At 40.8% G+C, this 21,771-nt stretch carries 16 protein-coding genes and 1 tRNA gene; 7 read left to right on the top strand and 10 right to left on the bottom strand.

The features are described from left to right. Positions 1-43: 43 nt before the first annotated feature. Positions 44-1,645, bottom strand: coding sequence for a DNA phosphorothioation system sulfurtransferase DndC (gene dndC, locus NWP21_RS07260; protein WP_280792165.1), 1,602 nt, complete (start codon positions 1,643-1,645; stop codon positions 44-46). Between the two features lie 185 nt (positions 1,646-1,830). Between dndC and NWP21_RS07255 the strand changes: the two genes are divergently transcribed. Further along, on the top strand, positions 1,831-3,408 hold the full coding sequence (locus tag NWP21_RS07255) for a DGQHR domain-containing protein (protein WP_280792164.1): 1,578 nt from the start codon (positions 1,831-1,833) through the stop codon (positions 3,406-3,408). Between the two features lie 27 nt (positions 3,409-3,435). On the opposite strand, the gene NWP21_RS07250 is transcribed toward NWP21_RS07255, so the two are convergent. From NWP21_RS07250 to argF, 6 genes are all read right to left on the bottom strand, one after another. Continuing rightward, on the bottom strand, positions 3,436-3,909 hold the full coding sequence (locus NWP21_RS07250; RefSeq protein ID WP_280792163.1) for a DNA phosphorothioation-associated protein 4: 474 nt from the start codon (positions 3,907-3,909) through the stop codon (positions 3,436-3,438). Positions 3,910-3,988: 79 nt separating this feature from the next. Continuing rightward, positions 3,989-6,058: an AAA family ATPase gene (locus NWP21_RS07245; RefSeq protein ID WP_280792162.1), complete on the bottom strand. Its 2,070-nt coding sequence runs from the start codon at positions 6,056-6,058 to the stop codon at positions 3,989-3,991. Further along, positions 6,055-6,228, bottom strand: coding sequence for a hypothetical protein (locus NWP21_RS07240; RefSeq protein ID WP_271733740.1), 174 nt, complete (start codon positions 6,226-6,228; stop codon positions 6,055-6,057). The genes NWP21_RS07245 and NWP21_RS07240 overlap by 4 nt, the downstream gene beginning before the upstream one ends. A 643-nt stretch (positions 6,229-6,871) precedes the next feature. Then, the gene (locus NWP21_RS07235; protein WP_280792161.1) at positions 6,872-8,347 is read right to left on the bottom strand and encodes a DNA phosphorothioation system restriction enzyme; all 1,476 of its coding nucleotides are present in this window, start codon (positions 8,345-8,347) and stop codon (positions 6,872-6,874) included. Positions 8,348-8,400: 53 nt separating this feature from the next. Then, complete coding sequence (lexA, locus tag NWP21_RS07230) at positions 8,401-9,003, bottom strand: transcriptional repressor LexA (protein ID WP_280792174.1); 603 nt, start codon at positions 9,001-9,003, stop codon at positions 8,401-8,403. A 153-nt stretch (positions 9,004-9,156) separates the two neighbouring features. Continuing rightward, positions 9,157-10,077 (bottom strand): ornithine carbamoyltransferase, encoded by a 921-nt coding sequence (gene argF / locus NWP21_RS07225; protein WP_271760153.1) that lies wholly within the window; start codon positions 10,075-10,077, stop codon positions 9,157-9,159. A 319-nt stretch (positions 10,078-10,396) separates the two neighbouring features. On the opposite strand from argF, the gene NWP21_RS07220 reads away from it, so the two are divergent. Together NWP21_RS07220 and NWP21_RS07215 are read left to right on the top strand one after the other, a co-directional pair. Further along, positions 10,397-10,468 (top strand) — tRNA-Thr (locus NWP21_RS07220). Between the two features lie 418 nt (positions 10,469-10,886). Further along, positions 10,887-12,173, top strand: coding sequence for an MFS transporter (locus NWP21_RS07215; RefSeq protein WP_280792159.1), 1,287 nt, complete (start codon positions 10,887-10,889; stop codon positions 12,171-12,173). A 288-nt stretch (positions 12,174-12,461) separates the two neighbouring features. Here NWP21_RS07215 and acs read toward each other — a convergent pair whose 3' ends face one another. Continuing rightward, the gene (gene acs / locus NWP21_RS07210; protein WP_271730469.1) at positions 12,462-14,432 is read right to left on the bottom strand and encodes an acetate--CoA ligase; all 1,971 of its coding nucleotides are present in this window, start codon (positions 14,430-14,432) and stop codon (positions 12,462-12,464) included. 347 nt (positions 14,433-14,779) lie between these two features. Between acs and NWP21_RS07205 the strand changes: the two genes are divergently transcribed. From NWP21_RS07205 to NWP21_RS07195, 3 genes are all read left to right on the top strand, one after another. Next, positions 14,780-15,472: a hypothetical protein gene (locus tag NWP21_RS07205; RefSeq protein ID WP_280792173.1), complete on the top strand. Its 693-nt coding sequence runs from the start codon at positions 14,780-14,782 to the stop codon at positions 15,470-15,472. Between the two features lie 68 nt (positions 15,473-15,540). Further along, the gene (locus NWP21_RS07200) at positions 15,541-15,987 is read left to right on the top strand and encodes a hypothetical protein (RefSeq protein WP_280792158.1); all 447 of its coding nucleotides are present in this window, start codon (positions 15,541-15,543) and stop codon (positions 15,985-15,987) included. Between the two features lie 409 nt (positions 15,988-16,396). Next, positions 16,397-17,119, top strand: a complete 723-nt coding sequence (locus NWP21_RS07195; RefSeq protein WP_280792157.1) for a DUF475 domain-containing protein — start codon at positions 16,397-16,399, stop codon at positions 17,117-17,119. A gap of 76 nt (positions 17,120-17,195) precedes the next feature. On the opposite strand, the gene ndk is transcribed toward NWP21_RS07195, so the two are convergent. Beyond that, positions 17,196-17,645 carry a nucleoside-diphosphate kinase gene (gene ndk / locus NWP21_RS07190; RefSeq protein ID WP_280792156.1) on the bottom strand — a complete coding sequence of 150 codons (450 nt, stop codon included), beginning with the start codon at positions 17,643-17,645 and terminating at the stop codon, positions 17,196-17,198. A 203-nt stretch (positions 17,646-17,848) separates the two neighbouring features. Here ndk and speA point away from each other — a divergent pair, with 203 nt between their 5' ends. Then, positions 17,849-19,852 (top strand): biosynthetic arginine decarboxylase, encoded by a 2,004-nt coding sequence (gene speA, locus NWP21_RS07185; RefSeq protein WP_271730463.1) that lies wholly within the window; start codon positions 17,849-17,851, stop codon positions 19,850-19,852. 77 nt (positions 19,853-19,929) lie between these two features. Here the strand turns inward: speA and NWP21_RS07180 are convergent, their stop codons facing one another. After that, positions 19,930-21,099 carry an NDP-sugar synthase gene (locus tag NWP21_RS07180; protein WP_280792155.1) on the bottom strand — a complete coding sequence of 390 codons (1,170 nt, stop codon included), beginning with the start codon at positions 21,097-21,099 and terminating at the stop codon, positions 19,930-19,932. Positions 21,100-21,771: the final 672 nt, after the last annotated feature.

Raw genomic sequence — 21,771 nt, 5'->3', positions numbered from 1 at the left:
TGATTTGTGGGTTTCTAGAATATGGGGGAATAACAGATTTTGACTAATTCCCTGTTATATCTTGCTTTTTAAATTTCATGCTTCCCCAAGATGGCGATTTATTGGGTTCATCCATAGCATTACCTAAAGTCAGCTGCTTAACCCTTTCTATATCACCTGCGTCAACGGCTGTTTTTAAATCACGTTTCAAATGGGCGTTTTTAATTGCTTCTTCAGGGGAGCGGGAACTGGTAGCAAAACATTTTTCTAGGGTGTCATATATTCCTACCCGTCGTCCCTTTTTACGATACTGGCGTTCTGTGTCCAATAACTTCGCCATTAGCTCCAAATGCATAGCATCATCACCACAGATTTCTTCTAGTACCACCCATTCATCACTACCGAGTAAACTATACCCAGCACCGGGACGGGGGTCTTGGAATACCTCACCAGTCACCTCTTGATAAATGCGCGGTAAGGTGTCATCAAACTCATGTCTTTCTTCTAGCCAGATGCGGCGAATTTCACTCAGTTCTTCAGGGGTAATTAAAGTAATATCACGCATATTTTCTGGTGCTCTAACTCGGAGTTGTTTTTGAACTGTGAGTAACTTTCTGAGCCAATCTTCACGCGCTTCTTTAATATATGGTCCAGGAATAGGCTCAACTGATACTTCACCTTCTAAGTTACGTTCATATAGTTGGACATCCCCACTTCTGCGGCGAAAGTCTCTGCGATCGCGGTTTTCTTCAATATCTAATTCTTTACGGAAATCAAGTAAAGGTTGCATCCACTCTTTTTCTTCATCATTTTGAATCATAGCTGTCAGTGATTTATCCTGACTAACTAATGTACAAACCCAGCAACCAAAACGAGAGCTACCACAACTGGGAGTAGTTGTATCCACTACTAAAGGACATTCATTATCAGCAGATGCACCTCTATAAATGGCGAATAAATCTTTATTGCTATAATTCCAAGGGTTTTCCCATTGCATCAGATAAATCCAAACCTCATCATTTTGCCAGTCCTCAATGGGACTGTAAACTAGAGAGTTTGGCAAGTTCATGTTAGGACTGAGGTGAGCACGTACCCGTTTAGCTTCCCATTTTTTCATTCTATTAGCACGCGCTCTGCTTTCAGCTTTGCGAGTACCTAGTACAACAATGGCCTCCCCTTTCGTACGGATGACATCACGAATAAAGCGATTGGAGGGATTTATTTTGAGACGTTCTGTACACCAGCGAAATTTACCTCTTGGCGCTGGGTACCCTTTACCAATCAAACCAACCCAAAAAGTTTGCTTAGGTTCTGGCTGTAATAAATGGGTTTCAAATGGTAATTTTTGCCTTTGGGCTTCAGTTTTCATCTGTTTGAGCGAATTACGTACCCACGCAGCTACGATAGGATTTTCTACCAGTGTATCTGTAGTAATTACGTAAATTTTTTTGTGGATTTTTTCCGGTGGTAGTCCAGCGATCGCATTCCATACCAGTTGTAAAGTTGCTGTACTGTCTTTACCACCTGAATATCCCACTACCCAAGGTACATCATCTAAACAATACAATTCTTGAATTTCAGTGGTCAAAGCTTGGATATCAGCCACTAAATTTGCTACAGTAGGCGATTGCTGACCTTTATTTTCTGGTTGTTGTGCTGTACTCATGGTCTTTCTACCTCTGAAAATATCGGCGTGACTATTTCCACCCGTGTGAATGGAAATGGCTAACATACAAAAAAATTTACTTAATACTTAATATAGGTACGAAAAATTTTTAAAAACCTTACTACTAATACCCAATTTTGCAGATAATTCTACTATCCTACACTATTTAGTTTTGAAAATTTAACATGACCCACTCTGACATCGCTCAGGAATACCTGGAAAGAGAACATAAGGAAAAACAGGTACTATCCTTACTACTCCAAAATTTCTTAGCCAAAAAAGACCATATTTTCGTCCAGAAAACTGAGATGGGTGGTACTGAGGCTTATGTTGGTTCTGTCACCCTAGAATGGTTTGCGGGTCGCGTTCACTTCGCCTCTGGTTTACCCTTACTTCAGAAAAAGTACAATCCACAAACTGGTAATGTAGTTGACGCAGACAGCATTGACGAAATTCAGCAACGTCCCCTTGACTGGTCACGACAAGCGCCCCTAGTACAGTACTTAGCAGCGCGGAAAAGTCACAAATTCCCACCTGTTCTCGTGGTGATTAATCAACCCTGGGTGGATAATCCCAAAGCTCCTGAGTGGGATAGTCAGGGAATAGCTTTAAAATCTACCACTGATTTTACCCCTTTGGATCAAGACGGTAAGGTGGGTCTGCTGAATATTTCTGAGGATGATGTGACTATTTATGCTTTAGATGGTCAACACCGCCTGATGGGTGTGCAGGGTTTGATGGAGTTAATCAAAACCAGCAAACTTCAGCGCTATAAGAAGGATAAAACTGCTGATGATAATTCGATCACAGTCAGTGATTTGATAGAAAAGTACCAAGTAGACCTTGACGAGTTACAAAGTTTACCCAAAGAAAAAATTGGCATTGAGTTCATCTGTGCAGTTGCGTCTGGGGAAACTCGCACCCAGGCGCGGCGCAGAGTGAGATCGATTTTTGTTCATGTTAACTTGATGGCTGCACCTTTAACTAAAGGTCAATTAGCACAGCTAAATGAGGATGATGGTTTTTCCATTGTGTCCAGAAAAATCGCTGTTACTCATCCGCTTCTCGAACAACGGCAAGATCGCAATCCTCGCGTTAATTGGAATAGTGGGACAGTGGCATCTAATTCTACTGTTTTAACCACCCTGCAAGCTCTCCATGATATGTGTGAGCGATATTTGGGGCAAAAGTTCCCTCACTGGAAACCTGCGGAAAAAGGCTTAATTCCTATGCGACCAGAGGATGACGAACTTGAGCAGGGAATTGAGGAATTCCGCCAGCTATTTGATTATTTAGCAACCCTTCCCAGTTATAAGCTGCTGGATGAAGAAGACACCCCCACTTTGCGACGCTTTAGTTTTGAAAAGGATGGAGGTGACGGGAATATGCTTTTCCGTCCTGTAGCTCAAGTGGCTTTAGCTCAAGCTTTGGGAATTTTGGTTTTTCAAAAGGGTTTCTCACTGGAGGAGATCTTTAAAAAGCTGCGGAAATTCGACCGACAAGGCGGCTTGAGTGGTATGGAGTATCCACAATCGTTATGGTATGGTGTTTTGTATGACCCCAATAAAAAGCGGGTGCAGGTTTCTGGACGGGAATTAGCAGCCAAGTTACTCATTTATATTTTGGGTGGAGTTCAGGAGCAGATGGAACGAGCTGAACTGCGCAGGGCTTTGGCTGATGCGAGAACTGTGGAAAATAAAACCATAGGCTTTGATGGTCAGTTGGTTGAACCTAAGCAAGTAGGACTACCAATTATTTTATAAGTAGCAGAGTTAGGAAGGTTATGGTCATCAAAAAAGAAATTTGCTTAAATCAAATTCCTCTTCTTCTTCCCCGTAATTGGTTCTTTCATAAGTTAAAAATAATAAAATGCGCTCTGAATAATCCACTGCTCCCCTTAACTCTTGTTCTAATATCTCCAGTCCCCCATTAGCATATTCTTCAAAAATATGGTTACGTTGCTTATCATATTCTTCTTCATCGGGAGATAATACTTTAATATGCTGAGTTTCAGTTACTGCCAATAATTTAATCACTATGTCAGTTCCCACTGAAGCAAAATATTCTAACCTAATAGGTGATGGTTCCCTTTTGGCAATTTCCCCCAAAGGGACACGCTTTTTATGCTTTGCACCCAAAGCTGCTGCAAATACGATGACATCAGCGAAAGTGGAAAACGGTCCTGTTCCGCCCTCTGAAGATGTTAAATCCTTAACTAACTGAGCCTTATCTTTAGCAACCCTGATTCTACCAGTTTCAACCATTATCCTTAAAATCACTATTTTATACTAAAACAGCTTGCGATCGCCTTTTTTGTCTTATCCTGCATCATTCACACCACAGTTAATTACGAACTACTTCCATAATTTCGGTATACTCAAAATCATTGGGACTTTGCCTGATTAAAGAATATCTTTCTTTACCTAACTGAATATAATCTTGCTCACAATCTGGTTTAGAAGAATAATAATTCAGCACATATTCTCTCCCAATCATCTCCGTCATTTCCTCTTCCACCTCACCCCGCCATTGAGTCTTAGTTACTAACACAATTAACTGATTAGCTAATTCAGGAATTTTCGCTGCTATACGTCTACGTGAGGTTTCATCCAAACTACCAAAGGGCGAATCCATGACTATGGGAAAAGTACTACTATCAGGAAGCATCATCATTTTGCGCTTTTGACTCCATTCCCTCACCTTATCCATGATACTAGTAATAAAAGATAAACTGAGAATTTGGTTTTCCCCTGTGGAAGATGCAACTGGTGCTTCTATACCCGCAGTATATTCTACTAAAGTCAATTCATATTTTTCGCTAATTTTGGGAGTATATGGTTTGACTGAAAGCAGATTGAATATCTCTTGTACTCGCTTTTCTAGTTGCAGACGAAATTGTTTTTCTTGCCGATTTTTAACTTCTGTTAAGCGTTCAATAGCATCTTGAGTAGCATGAATGCGGCGCTGTGCTAATATTTGTTTCCCTTCATTGAGTTGCTGTTTAGATATTTGTTTAGCTAAAGCATCAATTTCTGTTTTTAATTGGATAATTTGCTGCTGATTTCCCCCATGTTCTCTGTTTAATTCATCAATGTTACTATCAATTTCGTCTAAACGTTTTTGTAAACTGCTAATTTCCTCATTAGTATCTTTTCTGAGTTTATCTTGAATATTATCTAACTCATTCTCCACTTGAGATATTTTGTCCCTTAACTGTTTAATCCTGGCTTGTTGTTTATCAACTTCTTCCCAAAAAGCCGCTGCTTGTTTATCGATTTCATCTACTTTAACAGCCATACGAATTGCTGTTTCTTCTACTACTGAAGAACCTGCTTTAATTAACCAACTTTGAATATGTTTATGATGAGCAGTACCAATGCTTAAGTCAGCACCACAAATACAGCGTTTAGATTTTAATAAGTCATTGACAAATTCCCGCGAAATACCCGACTTTAACTCACCTCGCTGCTTTAAATCATCAATAATTTTCCGAAATTGAGATGTAGTATCCGAAAGCATGACTGTATAGCCCCTTGCTGAAATGAGCTTTTTCAGGGTTTCTTTATTTTTCTTAAATGCTTCCTGGTTTTCTGCTTTCTGTAATTCTAAACTTTTCCATCTGTCTTGCAATTCTTTAGCAGCAACAAGTTCTAGCAAGCGGTTACTTGTCTCTTTCTTCAAAGTGTGTTGATATTCTAATTCTTTTTTAATTTCTGTTTGTCTGTTGGTGATGCGTTCACTCTCTTGTTCTATCTTCTCTTGCTGTCTGAGTAGCTGTTTCGTTTCTGCATTACCAATCGCTTTTAGTTCATTTTCCAAACTTTTTTTAGCTTCTCCTAGGTGTCTAATGGAACGGTTAATCACCTCCACCCCCAAGAAAATTTTAGTCGCTTCGGCAATTTCGGCTTTTTTATCACATCGCACTATTTCTTCTATGCGTTCACCGTCAAAGAAAAAATACTGATGTAAACTTGCAGGTAAAATCTGATTAATGATATTATCGGGGTGTTGGTTTGGGATATACCATTGACCATCATCCTCACATACCCACATCCGTAACTCAGTTTTACTCGCTTCAAAGTCAATATCATGTTTATAAACTCGACAGGAACGTTTAACTCGATAGCGTTTACCTTCATGTTCCCAGGCCAATTCTACCCAACATTCCACAGCTTGACCTTTTTGAGCTTCGGCTATTGAGCGTTTATTAACTAGTTGTTCTGTGGAAGCAAAAGCAGCAGTAAATTTTTCATATAAAACCCAAGTAAATGCATTGAGTAGACTCGTCTTTCCAGAACCATTATTTCCATGAATAATTGTGGTGTTACGATTATCTCCTACTGCAAGCAGTATTTCTGGTGTTGTGCCATAAAAGGAGCGAAAGTTGCACAGTTTAATTGAAGTCAGCTTCATCGCACCTCTTCCTTGACAATATCCAGTATCTCTTCATTTATATGGCTATTGCTTTTCTTATCTAGTCTCCCTTTTTCTAACTTCCATACTCGCTCAATAATTTGTCGCACTTCTGGCGGTGCGCTGGTAATTGGTTCCTGCACATCCTCGATATTTGACTCTGAACGCATTTGAGGTTTTCAATAGGTTTTTTATATTCTATCTACCTGATTATATTTATCTTTTTGTTGTATTGCGAATTGATGGCGGAAAAAGGTTGATTTTCACAATTGTTTCTGCTAGAATTAGGTTAGATTATTATCATAATTGGGCATTATTAAAATTTTTATTTGAACTTACACCCGATTATAATTAACCTTATGATAATTTTCCCATATTACGCCCCATTTATTCCCCAACTTATAAAAAAAATTTACAATATACAACTAATTTTAAGTAGGTGAGATGTATCCGTAGCTGCCAAGATATTTTTTATATTACATTTGGTGTATTGTTTGTCTGGCATGGGGAAAAGGAAACCGCAGAATATCCCCCGGCAAGAAGGCACAATTTATGAAATATCTCAAGTCGCGGGAAAAGGTTGATTTTCACAATTGTTTCTGCTAAAATTAGGTTATATTTTCATCATAATGCTGTATTATTAAAATTTTTATTCGTACTCACACCCGATTATAATTAACCTTACGATAATTTTCCCATATTACGCCCCATTTATTCCCCAACTTATAAAAAAATTTACATTTTTTTGGTTTTGTATGTAGATGTAAAAAGAAACATAGAAATATGGAGCGCCTGAGTCATGACTAAAAGTCGTCAAATATCTAATAAACCATAACGCTTTTGTAAATGCAGTAACTGCATTCTGGCTTCCCCGGCGTTATCAGCTAAATCTGCAAACTCTACTAAGCGGCGTAATTCTTTCTTTAAAAGATTGCGTTCTACTTCTATGGTTTCCCGATCTAAATCAGGTGGTAAAACAATCATATCGAATATAGTGGCGCGTTCTTTGCCAATGTGAGGACGTAAAACTCGCCCCCGACGCTGAATAAACTGACGAGGATTTCCGGAACTGGATAAAATCACGGCGGTTTGAATAGCGGGAATATCAACGCCTTCATCTAAACAACGAATTGCGACTAAACCCTGTAACTCCCCAGTTTCAAATTGACGGCGTAAAACTTCTCTTTGTTTTAAGGAAGTGTGTGCAGTGTAAGTGCTAACTCTATAACCTAGGTCTACACCTAGAATTTTAGCAACGGCTTTGAGTTGATGTAAGGATGAACGCTGTCCCGCTTCTTGGGAACCATCGCTACAATAAAAAAGAGTGTGAGTAGTTTCCCTGCGAGTAGTCATTAATTCTCGCAAAGCTGTTAATTTATTTGAAGCTGCACCAATTAACCTGGCGCGTTGCATTAATAATGGCTTTAAATCTTCTTGGTCTTCCAAGTTTTCCCCTTTGCCATTCTCCCGTTCTCTATATAATAGCGATCGCCCGATCTTTTTTGTCAGCTTTAAATAAGCTACGCTTTCCGCGTCAGTTAACTCGACGAGTACGGGATAATACAAATAATGTACCAAAGCTCCCTGGTCGATCGCATCCTTCAAGGTAAATTCTGGCTGAAGAACCGGTCCAAAGTAATCAAATAACGATTGTGTACCATAATCGTCAAAATACCTTTCCGGTGTAGCAGATAAAGCCAGACGTAACCCCACGCGGCGGGGTAAATTTTCTTCTAACTTCGGCGCGCCTAAATTATGGGCTTCATCGCCAATAATTAAAGTTTTTGGGGGAAAATACTTGAGTTGAGATTGCAACCCATCACTGATTAATGTGGAGTTGGTAGTAATCACAGTGATAAATTTTTCCGCACCGGAACGCAGATTATACAGTTGCGTAGACAGTTGACTTTGCCAAGTGCGTAAATTCTCGAAAGCTAAAATAGGCTGTAAGTTAAACTTCTCACATTCTCTCCCCCATTGAGTGACAAGATGACGATAAGGACACACCACCAGCAACACTTGTAAATCAATCTGTTGGTATAGTTCATAGGCGATCGCTAATGCTGTAATAGTTTTCCCACTACCAGTAGCCATTTTCAGCGTACCTCTGCCATTGTTGGCAAACCAACTAGTGATAGCCTGGCGTTGATATTGCCGTAATTGCAAAGATACAGGCATGATAGGGTATCCTGGTGATGTTTGACCAGCTTGATAATTCCCCTTAGCTTCGCTAACAGATGGAACTTTCAGCCTGAAACTAGGTAGATGGTCTACTAGATAATTAGCCATTAGTCATTGGTCATTGGTAATTGGGAATCTTTTCTCCACCGCCCAGTCCCCACTTAATAAACTCGCCACACCCCAACCAGTGAACCCTGGACTTCTACTTGGGTAGCGAGAACCTCAATAGGTTGATACTTAGGATTAGCAGGTTTGAGGGTAACCAGATCATCCCGGCGATAAAAACGCTTTAAAGTAGTGCCGTATCCATCAACTCTAGCAGCGACGATGATACCATTTTTTAACTGATCTGGTTCTAATACTGGATGCAGAAATACTAAATCCCCATCAGCAATTAAATCCTCAATCATACTATCACCAGCGACCCGTAAACCGTAGGTCTGGGGGGGTAAAGTAAGATGAGAAAAGTCTAAATAATCTATAGCATCAGTAAAAGGTTCTATTAAACCACCAGCAGCAATTGTACCTAAAATAGGGATACCCTGCTTCACGGGATGCAAAATCCGAATCGTCCGCGCCTTCCCCTCGTTCCAATCCAGATATCCTTTGGTACGTAAATGGTCTAAACGACTTTGAATTGGTGCTGGTGATTTCAGCTTCATTGCTGCCATCATTTGCCGAATTGAAGGAGAATACTGGTGAACTCGGATATATTCTACTAACCAGTCATATAATTCTTGTTGAGCTTCTGTGAGACGTTCCATAACCATAAATTTATGGGAAAGTAAATACAAATGTCTTGAGAACATTTGTACTACAAAATATCTGAGATAACAAGGTGTTTCCTTGGTGAGTTCAGAGTTTTTGAAAGGCAAAAGAAAGATAATGCTCTTAACTTTTGCCCCATACATAATTTTTTACTTTGCACCTAAGATACTAGCAAGCAAAGCTTTTTGGGCGTGTAAGCGATTTTCAGCTTGTTCCCACACTCGAGACTGAGAACCTTCAAGAACCGCTTCGGTGATTTCCTCACCACGATGAGCTGGTAAGCAGTGTAAAACAATTGCCTCTGGGTCAGCAAGACTTAATAACTGTTCTGAAATTTGGTAAGGTTGAAAAATAGGCAAGCGTTGATCTGCTTCTGTTTCTTGCCCCATACTTGCCCAAACATCAGTATAAAGTACAGCAGATTCCTTGGCGGCTAATTCCGGGTCATGAGTGATCAGAACTTCGGTTTTACCCCCTGCAATGGCTCTTGCTTGTTCTACAATTCCCAAATCAGGTTCATATCCTTTAGGTGTAGCAACTCTCACATTCATACCAGCCAAAGCGCAACCCAGCATGAGAGAATTAGCTACGTTGTTGCCATCGCCTACATAGGTCAAAGTTAAACCATTAACCTCACCAAAACATTCTTGAATTGTCAGTAAGTCCGCTAGTATCTGACAGGGATGTTCTGAATCCGTGAGAGCGTTAATCACTGGAATTTTAGCATAACTAGCGAAAGTTTCCAAATCCTGCTGTGCAAAGGTGCGAATTGCCAAAATATCTAAATATCGATCTAATACCCGTGCAGTATCCTGCAAAGGTTCCCCGCGACTCACTTGAGTGACATTAGGGTTCAGATCAATTACCTGTCCACCCAGTTGGTACATTGCTACAGTAAAACTGACTCGCGTACGAGTTGAAGCTTTAGAGAATAACAAACCTAATACCTGATTACAATGCAACTTCAACTTTTGTGATTTCAGTTGGGTTGCTAGTTGCAGAATTTCTTGAAGTTCCTGGGGACTGAAGTCCGCTAGGCTTAATAAATCTCTTCCTATCAAGGCTGTCATGCTTCCGATTTGTAAAGAACAATAATTGATGTCTGTTCCTTTACCTAGCTGGGTAAAAAAAAGTACAGATTTAAAACTGTACCAAAAATTTTTGCATCCAGCGCAGTATTTGAATTAGTTTTTGCTATGTATATTAATTTATCAACTTTACCAGTCATTCAAATGACTATTTTTTCTCGTTACTGGCGCTGTGCTCACCCACTCCACTCATCTCCTGAGCAACGACATCAAGAAATTTTTTTGCTCTTGACTATGGACAATCTAAATATATATGCTACAATAGGTAATCGGTTGGGAAGTTAAAAACATCCCCATCCTTGCCAGCATAGCACAGCGGTAGTGCATCCGACTTGTAATCGGAAGGTCGCAGGTTCAAATCCAGCTGCTGGCTTTAAAAAAATCCCTGAGTATCAGCGCCATCACTCTTAAAAATACTGCCTAGCTAGAATGCAAGAATAACTTGGCAAGTGATCAAATAATTTAGCAATGTACACCCAGATGACAAAGTTTGACAAAACAGATACTAATAGCTTAAAGCTGAATATGTTTCTTTAAGCGATCGCCTCTTACAAATATCAAAGTACCAAAGCCCACCGGCTTTTAGCCCTCGGATGAATGCGTAGCACCTGTAGACGCATTATACCTTATATGTAAAGTTTCATAACAATATTTTCAACTTTCCCTGACAAATATCCTTAATATTGACTAATTTAATCCCTAAATCCCCCCCATGGGTGAAGTTGTCTTGCAATTACTTACAGATAATCATTAAAAGTCAAGTCAGTAATTGTTAAGATAGAAATTATTACATGGCTAATACAGATGGAAACCAAGAGCAGCAACTACTACCAGCGCTGATGTCACGGAACTATCGTCTGTTTTTTGCCGGACAAAGCATTTCCTTAATTGGATCATGGATGACACATATTGCTACAATCTGGCTAGTGTATAACTTAACCAACTCCCCAGTTATGTTAGGAGTTGTAGGATTCGCTAGTCAAATTCCCAGCTTTTTTCTAGCGCCTTTTGGTGGAGTCTTTGTAGATCGTTTTTCGCGTTACCATACCCTAATTGGTACACAAATATTTTCCATGGTTCAGTCATTAGCCTTGGCAGTGCTGGCATTAACTGGTACTATTCAATTATGGCATATCATCGGCTTAAGTTTGTTTCAAGGATTAATCAACTCAGTCGATTCACCAGCACGACAAGCATTTGCGCCAGAATTACTGGAACATAGAGAACATTTAGCCAACGCGATCGCCATAAATTCAACTATAATTAATGGGGCACAATTAATTGGCCCAGCTCTGGGAGGTTTACTGATAGCAACGATTGGTGCAGCTTATTGTTTCTTAATTGATGGATTCAGCTATATTGCTGTTATCATTGCATTATTGGCAATGGATATAAAACCCAGACAAATTGTAGTGACAATTGGTAATCCATTCCAACAAGTTGCAGAAGTATTTGTTTATGCTTTTAAATTCCCAGCAATTAGATGCATATTATGGCTATCAGCTTTAGTTAGCTTAATGGGATTACAATATACAATTTTACTGCCAATTTTTGCAGAAAAAATTCTCACTGGTAGTGCTAAAACATTGGGACTTTTAATGACAGCATCTGGAATAGGAGCTTCAGCAGGTGGTATTTATTTAGCTACCAGGGTAAATATACTATTAATTGGTAAATTAATTGTCTTAGCACCAGGAATTTTAGGAATCAGTTTGATGGCTTTTTCATTATCTCGGTATTTACCACTTTCCTTATTTATCATGTTGTTTGTTGGCTTAGGAACAATGTTACAAATTGCCGCCAGTAACACATTTTTACAGACAATTGTAGAGGATGATAAACGCGGAAGATTAATGAGTTTATACACAATGTCATTTTTAGGAATGCTACCCCTAGGAAACCTACTCGGAGGCTTCTTGGCTAATCGCATCGGCACACCCAATACATTAATGGTGGATGGAATAGTTTGTATTGTAGCTTCTGTTTGGTTTTACCACAAGCTGCCACTATTAAAACAATTAATTGTCGCAGTTTATCAGCAAAAAAGAACCATACTCAGGAAACAACCTACCAGATAAAACATGAAAAAGTATGGCTGAGAACCTATTTATAAAGTAAATATTAAGTAGGCTGTGTTACGGCTATGAAAGGATTTGAGGTTTTGAGGTAATAAGAATTACCGCTAACGCAGCAATTAATTGGTGCGTTACGCGTTGCTATAACGCACCCGACAATTTAAGGTTTAGTTGATAAATCATCATTGAGGGGAGAAGAATCTAGTATTGTCACACAGTGAACCTCACCCCCAAGCATTTCGCCCCCTCAATGATGCAGCTAGAGACAAAAGTCCCCAGTCACCAATCTGTCTAAGCGTCTTCCCGCAACTTGTCTAAAACACTGCGATCTTCTAAGGTAGAAGTATCACCAGAAACCTCCTGACCAGCTGCGAGACTGCGCAACAAGCGCCGCATAATTTTACCGGAGCGGGTTTTAGGTAAAGCGTCGGTAAAGCGAATTTCCCCCGGACGTGCGATCGCCCCAATTTCCTTAACCACGTGCTGTTTAAGTTCTTTACTCAAATCCTCACTTCCCTGATACCTCCCTTCTAAGGTGACAAAAGCCACAACTTCCTCACCTTTGAGTTCATCAGGTTTACCGACTACTGCGGCCTCGGCCACTGCTGGATGAGAAACTAAGGCCGATTCTACTTCCATAGTTCCTAGGCGGTGTCCCGATACATTCAAGACATCATCTACACGACCCATAACCCAGAAATAGCCGTTTTCATCTTGTCTAGCCCCATCACCAGCAAAATAGATATAATTACCATCTTTGGGGGGGATATGTTCCCAATAAGTGCGGCGAAAACGTTCTGGATCACCGTAGACTGTCCGCATCATTCCCGGCCAAGGATAACGCACCGCCAGATAACCGCCTTCGTTCTTGGGTACGGTATTACCTTCTAAATCCACTACATCTGCAATAATACCAGGAAAGGGGAGAGTTGCCGAACCGGGTTTAGTGGGAATTGCACCCGGTAGGGGTGTAATCATAATACCACCGGTTTCTGTTTGCCACCAAGTATCCACAATTGGGCAACGTTCACCACCAATGATTTTATGATACCACATCCAGGCTTCTGGGTTAATGGGTTCCCCCACTGTTCCTAACAACCGCAAAGAAGATAAATTGCGGGTTTTGGGATGGTGTTCACCCATCTTGATAAATGCCCGAATTGCCGTAGGTGCTGTATAAAAAATGTTCACACCATATTTCTCAATTACATCCCAGAAACAACCAGGATTAGAAGCCCGAGGCGCACCTTCATACATTAAAGTAGTTGCACCATTGGAAAGCGGACCATAGACTATGTAGCTGTGACCGGTAATCCAACCCACATCAGCAGTACACCAGTATATATCTGTATCTTGTAGGTCAAATATCCATTTGGTGGTGATGTGGCTATATAAATTATAACCACCAGTTGTATGAACAACACCCTTTGGTTTGCCAGTGCTACCAGAAGTATACAAAACAAAGAGCATATCTTCACTATCCATGGGTTCGGGGGGACAGTCTGCACTGACACCTTGTTGTAAATCATGCCACCAATGGTCGCGGCCTGGTTCCATGTGGATTTGTTGACCTGTGCGTTTAACTACTAACACATCTGTCACCGAGGGAACAGTACCATCTGCTAGGGCTTTGTCTACCTGGACTTTGAGGGGAACAACTGTATCTTTACGCCAACCACCATCAGCAGTAATTACTATTTTGGCTTGTGCATCATTGAGGCGATCGCGCAAGGCCTCCGCACTGAATCCACCAAATACCACGCTGTGGGGTGCGCCAATTCTCGCACAGGCTAACATAGCGATCGCTGCTTCGGGAATCATCGGCATATAAATACCAATGCGATCGCCTTTTTTCGCCCCTAATTGTTTCAAGACATTGGCAAACTGGCACACTTCCCGATGTAATTGAGCATAAGTCAGAGTCCGGGAATCCCCCGGTTCCCCTTCCCAAATCAGCGCCGCCTTATTTTTCCGCCAGGTGGTCAAGTGTCTATCCAGACAATTATAAGAGATGTTGATTTTACCACCCACAAACCATTGCGCAAAAGGCGGCTGCCAATCCAACACTCTATCCCATTCTTTGAACCAGTGCAGCTGTGTGGCTGCTAGTTCTCCCCAAAATTCTTGTGGGTCAGCTTGGGCTTGAGCATACAGCTGCTGATAGTCTGCCAAACTTTTGATATGGGCGTTCTGAGCAAATTCCTTGGCCGGAGAGAATGAGCGCTTCTCTTGCAGGATTGATTCTATGGTTGGCTCAGACATAATTTAAATTTTTTCTCGGTAGTAGATTTATGACTAAAAACTATTGTGTACTGGAATTTATCAAAAATTGCTTTGATTTTGCTGAAGTGATACAATATTTTCACTAAAAGCACTTCTACTCTCCCGGAGTGAAGTACAAACAAAATTTAAAAATTACAAATGTAAACAGATCAACACAAATCTTAAAAAATACCTATGCTCAGAGAAAGTTTAGATACTGCTAACGTCACAATTGTTTTCATATCCACAATAGAATAGAATATACAATGTATATTTGTTGTTTTGTTAACTTCAGTTATTTATCGATTGTTCAGCGAGGGCATTAGTGATTGAAAGTAGGGTATCGTTTGCAAGCACAGGAGATTAAGGAGCAGTTAAAATCCCTTATCGAGCAAGCCTCCTCGATAGACCCTAACTTGTCGAAAAAATTAGATGAAATTAACCGCTGGGTAAAAGATATTAAACCAGGAACCCTGACCGCCAAACCATTTGTTCTGGCTTTTCTCCTAGAAGTAATTACAGATTCTAGGATTTGGCTGATGATTAAATCATCACCTTCGGAAGAGGAACAAAAAGCTAAGTTCGATCTGATGACACCTAATGAGCGCTATTGGTATAGCTATCTTTTTCCCAAATGGATCAATGCCAATGACTCCAAATTTTACATTTGGAAACAAAAACTCATGGCAGGTGAATTTAATCAGGAAGATGATGATATCATTAAAGCTATAGCCCAAGATATTGTCCAGCGTGAAGGTGCTGTTTGGAAGCGTTATATTGCCGACCTGTCTATGGCCACAGATTTGATTGTTAGTAGTCGTCAGCACAAACCACTGTGTATTCAAATTACCAGTGTGTCAGAAGAGTTTAACAATCAAAAGTACCATTTCTGGCAAAATACACTGCACTCCTGGCAGATAGAAAGAGGAATATTTTTAAGTTACAATCCGAAACAGGCCGATTTCATTAAGCAGTTAGTCAACATAGCACTGTACAACAGTGACTATCTTTCTAGTGGCAAGTATTTAAAATTTGATTGAACCTGTCAAAAATTCAATAATTCTAGGTTTGTGTTCGTCCCCTACCTACTCATCTTATTACAGCTTCTATGGCTCACAAACAAGAAACTCAAAGCTACGAAACTACTGTGGAAGAATTTGCTCAAGCTTTGACAACCGCGAGGAAAATGCAGCACGACTGGTTAACTTATGGGGTAGATTTTGTGAATTTTTATGTTGAAGATGCACAAAGTGATTGGTTGGAAAGTTGGGGAAATGATGAAATTTTAGCCAATAAATTATTAGACGCAATTAAAGAGTTTTTAGTCAGTGATGATAGTGTAGCTAGCAGAACCAGAAAACAGTTAGGTGAGCGTTCTCTGTTTGATTTAGCAGTCAATCTGGAAGTATGTTTGAGAATCGCAGCGGTAGATGACCGGTTATCTCTAGTGAGAAATCTGTTAGAGGGTGAGGAGAATAACCTTGACCACAATCATGAAGATTTATTAAACTTGGCAGGTAGTCTGTTGGAAAAATTGGTCAGTATTGGTCAGTAAATAGCTAAACCAGCGATAATTTCTCAACTCAAATAGGATGAGTATTTGACATACTCACCGAGCTTGAAGCTCGGTGATTCATGACAGTTCACAGTAACTCGCTGCCGAAGCAGTCTTATAGTCAGTCCCTGTCAATTTAAAGTCGTGCCAATGCTCTATGCCGACTATTGCATTTTAGCTTTTTGTGGTTTTTTAGGCAAGTTTTTTTCCAAGAATCAAGAAAAGCCGTTGTAGAACAACGGGGTTGTAAACCCATTTTTTCGATAATGCTTAATTAAGCCTATAGGTAAAGCGATCGCCCGGATAACCGTACCATGCTAATGTAGCAGCAACACGTTAAGCTGGATAAGAGTAGCACTGTGTTGCTCTGTTGAGATAATTTCAATCCTCCCAGCTTGAAAAACCCGGAATGCTAGACCAAATTTTTGATTATCTTCACTTTAATTTCAGCGTTGAAGCTCCCATAGTTCTGCTCATACTGGTGTTTTTAGAGGCGGTACTATCTGCTGACAACGCCATCGCCCTGGCGGCGATCGCCCAAGGACTAGAAGACAAGGAACTAGAACGCAAAGCCCTCAATTTTGGTTTAATTGTTGCCTACGTCCTCAGAATCAGCTTAATTCTCACTGCTACTTGGGTACAGAAATACTGGCAATTTGAATTATTAGGCGCTGCCTATCTACTGTGGTTGGTCTTCCAACACTTTACCTCAGAAGAAGAAAAAGACGACCATCATCACGAACCACGTTTTAAATCGTTGTTACAAGCGATACCGATAATTGCATTCACAGATTTAGCATTTTCTTTAGATAGTGTCACAACTGCGATCGCAGTTTCTCAAGAAAAGTGGCTAGTGCTGACGGGTGCGACCATTGGAATTATTACATTAAGATTCATGGCGGGATTGTTTATCCGGTGGTTAGATGAATTTAAAAATCTCGAAGATGCAGGCTATATTACCGTGGCTTTTGTGGGTTTTCGCCTGTTGTTGAGAGTTGTAAATGATAACTTAGTCCCACCAGAATGGTTAGTGATTTCTGCGATCGCCATCATTTTAGCCTGGGGATTTTCTGAGCGGAATGTGATTTCAGTTCCGGAAATAGAACCAGAAAAAAGTGAAATATCCCAATGAGGAAGATGGGGGAGAAAGATTTTGTTAATATCCTAAATTCTCCCCCCCTACCTCTTCTCATTTCCTAGTCTCTAATTTACTCTTTTAACCAAGGTGTTAAATGTGGTTGCCAACTGACTAGTTCTTCATCTTTAAACCACAAGGCTATTTCTCTTTGTGCGGTCTCTAAGGCATCAGAACCGTGGATAAGATTGCGGCCAATGTTAACACCAAAATCTCCCCGAATTGTCCCAGGTTCTGCTGTTAGGGGGTTGGTTGCACCAATAATTTTTCTGGCCGACGAAACAACGCCTTGACCTTCCCAAACCATAGCTACAACCGGTCCAGAAGTGATAAATTCGACCAAACTGGCGAAAAATGGACGTTCCCGGTGAACGTCATAATGCTGTTCTGCCAATTCCCGGCTAACGTTCATAAATTTTAAACCCACAAGGGTAAAACCTTTAGTTTCAAAGCGACCGATGATTTCCGCCACCAGTCCACGCTGTACACCATCAGGTTTAATTGCTAAAAATGTGCGTTCCAAAGCTATCTCCCAAAACTGAATACATGATATTAATCATTTGCCAGGGGTGTTATATTCAGTCATCAAGATTTCATCGATGACTAATTACCCATGACTACTGACCAATCAGAGTGTATCTCAGAAATTATCTGTGAGTGCATATCTGTTGCCAATGTAATGCGCTAAATTGTTAATTCGTGGGTGAAATACAGAGGTCACGGAAAATGGGTGCTGAGTTAACTGCTACATCTCAAGAGGTGGTCATGCCTTCTCATGGACACAAATCAGAGCTTAAAGGTCAAAAACCAAAAAAGCTTCTACCACCTGGAAATTTAGCTCATTCCTGGAAAATTGAGGATAGTGAAGCACTATACCGTATACAGGGTTGGGGAGAACCGTATTTTTCTATTAATGCCGCTGGTCATATTACAGTTTCTCCTAAGGGCGATCGCGGCGGTTCTTTAGATTTGTTTGAATTAGTTAACGCCTTGAAGCAGCGTAACTTGGGACTACCGATGTTAATTCGCTTCTCAGATATTTTGGAAGACCGCATCGAGCGCTTAAATGCTTGTTTTAACAAGGCGATCGCCCGCTATAACTACCCAGGGGTGTATAGGGGGGTGTTTCCGGTCAAGTGTAACCAAGAACGCCATTTAATTGAAGATTTGGTCAAGTTTGGCAAACCGCATCAATTTGGCTTAGAAGCCGGTTCTAAGCCCGAATTGATGATTGCCCTAGCCTTGTTGGATACACCAGGATCATTGCTCATTTGCAACGGGTATAAGGACAGAGAATATATCGAAACGGCCATGTTAGCCCAACGACTAGGTCAGACTTCCATTATTGTCTTAGAACAGGTGGAAGAAGTTGATTTGGTGATTACTGCTCACCGACAATTAGGGATTAAACCAATTGTGGGCGTGCGTGCCAAACTGAGTACCCAAGGGATGGGACGCTGGGGAACTTCCACCGGCGATCGCGCTAAGTTCGGTTTAACAATTCCTGAAATTGTAGCAGCTGTTAACAAACTACGTGCAGCTAATTTGCTGGATTGTTTACAGTTAATGCACTTTCACATTGGCTCACAAATTTCAGCCATTAATGTCATCAAAGATGCCATCCAAGAAGCTAGCCGTATTTACGTAGAGTTAGCCATGTTAGGGGCGGACATGAAATACCTAGATGTTGGGGGCGGATTGGGTGTAGATTACGACGGTTCCCAAACCAACTTCTACGCCTCGAAAAACTACAATATGCAAAACTATGCTAATGATATTGTAGCAGAGTTAAAAGATACTTGTGGCGAACACCAGATACCCGTACCAACACTGATTAGCGAAAGTGGGCGAGCGATCGCATCCCACCAGTCAGTACTAATTTTTGATGTTCTGAGTACTAGCGATGTACCGCTAGAATTACCAGAACCACCCGAGGAAGAGGAATCACCCGTAATCAAATACTTGTGGGAAACCTACCAATCGATCAACCAAGAGAATTATCAAGAATTTTACCACGATGCCACCCAATTTAAAGAAGAAGCCATCAGCCGTTTCAACTTAGGAATTTTGCGCCTCCAAGAACGAGCCAAAGCCGAGCGACTTTACTGGGCTTGCTGTCAAAAAATTCTGAACATTACTAGACAGCAGGAATACGTACCCGATGAATTGGAAGACCTAGAAAAAATAATGGCTTCCATTTACTACATTAATCTTTCAGTATTTCAATCAGCACCTGATTGTTGGGCAATAGACCAACTATTCCCCATCATGCCAATACACCGCCTAGACGAAGAACCCATCCAAAGAGGAATTTTGGCAGACCTTACCTGTGACAGTGATGGCAAAATAGACCGCTTTATTGACCTACGCGACGTCAAATCAGTATTAGAACTGCATACCTTTAAGCCCGAAAACCCCTACTATCTAGGGATGTTCCTCAACGGAGCATATCAAGAAATCATGGGTAATCTACACAACTTATTTGGAGACACCAATGCCGTTCATATCCAATTGACACCCAAAGGTTACCAAATTCAACACGTTGTCAAAGGTGACACCATGAGCGAAGTGGTCAGCTATGTGCAGTATGACTCTGAAGATATGGTAGAAAATATTCGCCAGCGTTGTGAAAAAGCGTTAGAAGAAAAGCACATTACCCTAGCTGAATCTCAACGACTGCTACAAACCTACGAACAAAGTCTAGGAAGATACACGTATCTGAATAGCTAGGGAGTAAAAACCAGAGGGACAGGGGGAAAGGATGGTAACTTTCTAATCACCAACCCCCAACCCCCAGCCCCTAGCCTCTAACTTGCATTAGTCCCCAGTAAATCCTCAATCGCTTGGCGTTCAAAAGGTGTTTCCGATGGTGGTGTTTGACGAGCATCCGTAATTAGCCAATCTAAAGCAGCAGCTTGAACATCTATTGCATTTCCCGTTTTATCTACACAGTAACGTCCAAACACTAACTTATCAACCAGTCTGACTCCCGGACCCAATCGCGACCATTCAAAAATTACACTGTTCTCTACCGTTGCACCATTGCATATCCAGCAATTAGGCCCAATCATAGCCGGTCCGACAATTTTAGCACCGTCTTCTATCCTGGTCATACCACCAATGTAAACTGGTCCAGTAATATCCACCTTGTCCCAATTCACCGCCACATTTAAACCAGTGTAAATACCAGGAGCGACTTGATTACCTGGAATTTGCACATTTTTAATATCACCTAACAGTACACCATTAATTGCCCGCCAGTAATCTGGTACTTTACCAATATCTACCCATTCAAAGTCCATGGCAATAGCGTAGAAAGGCGCACCAACTTCTACTAAGTTGGGAAATAACTGGCTACCAATATCATATTCCACCCCAGAAGGTATGTAATTAAACACCTCTGGCTCAAAAATATAAATCCCAGTGTTAATGTTGGTGCTCAGAGCTTCCTCTTGCAAGGGTTTTTCTTGGAAAGCTTTAACACGACTATCATCGTCAGTGACCACCACACCGTAACTAGAAACCTCTTCCATGGGCACAGATTTCGTGATGATTGTAGCAATTGACTCTTTGGATTTATGCCACTTCACAGCCGCAGACAAATCTAGGTCAATCAGAGCATCACCACACAACACCACAAAGGTATCATCAAAAAAAGGTGAAAAGTCCTGGATACGCCGCATCCCCCCAGCTGAACCAACAGCTTCTCCCACCAGTTTGCCGTCATCATCAATTTTGCCTTCAAAAGAATAAGCGATTTCTACCCCAAACCGTTGACCGTCACGAAAATAGTTTTCAATTTCCTCTGCCAAATGACTAACATTGACCATAATCTGGTCAAATCCATGTTGGCGCAAAAGTTCCAGTAGGAATTCCATCACTGGCTTTTGCAGGATGGGAATCATCGGTTTGGGAATTGTATAGGTAATGGGACGTACACGAGTACCCTTACCCGCAGCAAGAATCATGGCTTTCATAAAATTTTATTCCTCAAACACAAGCCAGTTTACTTTTATCAAGTGATACTTAATCATCCGAACTTCTGGTGTAAGTAACTCCTCAAAACAGGGATAACAGGAATTTGCCCGTCATTGCAACCTTTTAAGCATAACCACATAACAACTGACAGATTATAATTTTAACTAATTAGCGTAATTCCCCAGTCTTATAAAAGCCGGGCAATACAGTCATATAGTCCATTGAGACCAACGATGTTGACAATACTTGATACCTATGAGCAATCGTTTTCTAGACGGGTAACATCAGCGAATTGCCAAATAAATTTGACATGAAAATGCCAAACTATTTGAAACAGGTAAAGCGCACATATAAAAAGCGAAGTAGCTCAAGTGGATAACCCCTAATTTACAACCCTAGGGGCGAAAATCGTAAATTTTGTACAAATGTGAGAGTCTTAGCACCAGTTTCGTTAAATCTCGCACCAAACGCCCTTGGGCAGTATGTCTAAGGGGATGTTTGTCAAGTCATGATTAGTGTATCGAATATTATTTGACCCCTCCCTAACCCTCCCCTTGTAAGGCTATTCATTACCCACATTTTTCTTAACAATCTTGAAACATTTATGTGGCAACGGTTTCAACGCTTGAAAATTTCCCTACTCTTGACAAAATGTACCTTATTCTTATTGA

The sequence above is a fragment of the Anabaenopsis sp. FSS-46 genome, from assembly GCF_029891665.1.
Taxonomy (GTDB): Bacteria; Cyanobacteriota; Cyanobacteriia; order Cyanobacteriales; family Nostocaceae; genus Anabaenopsis; species Anabaenopsis arnoldii.
Note: the sequence above shows the minus strand (reverse complement) of the source record. Positions and strands in the feature narration are given on the sequence as shown.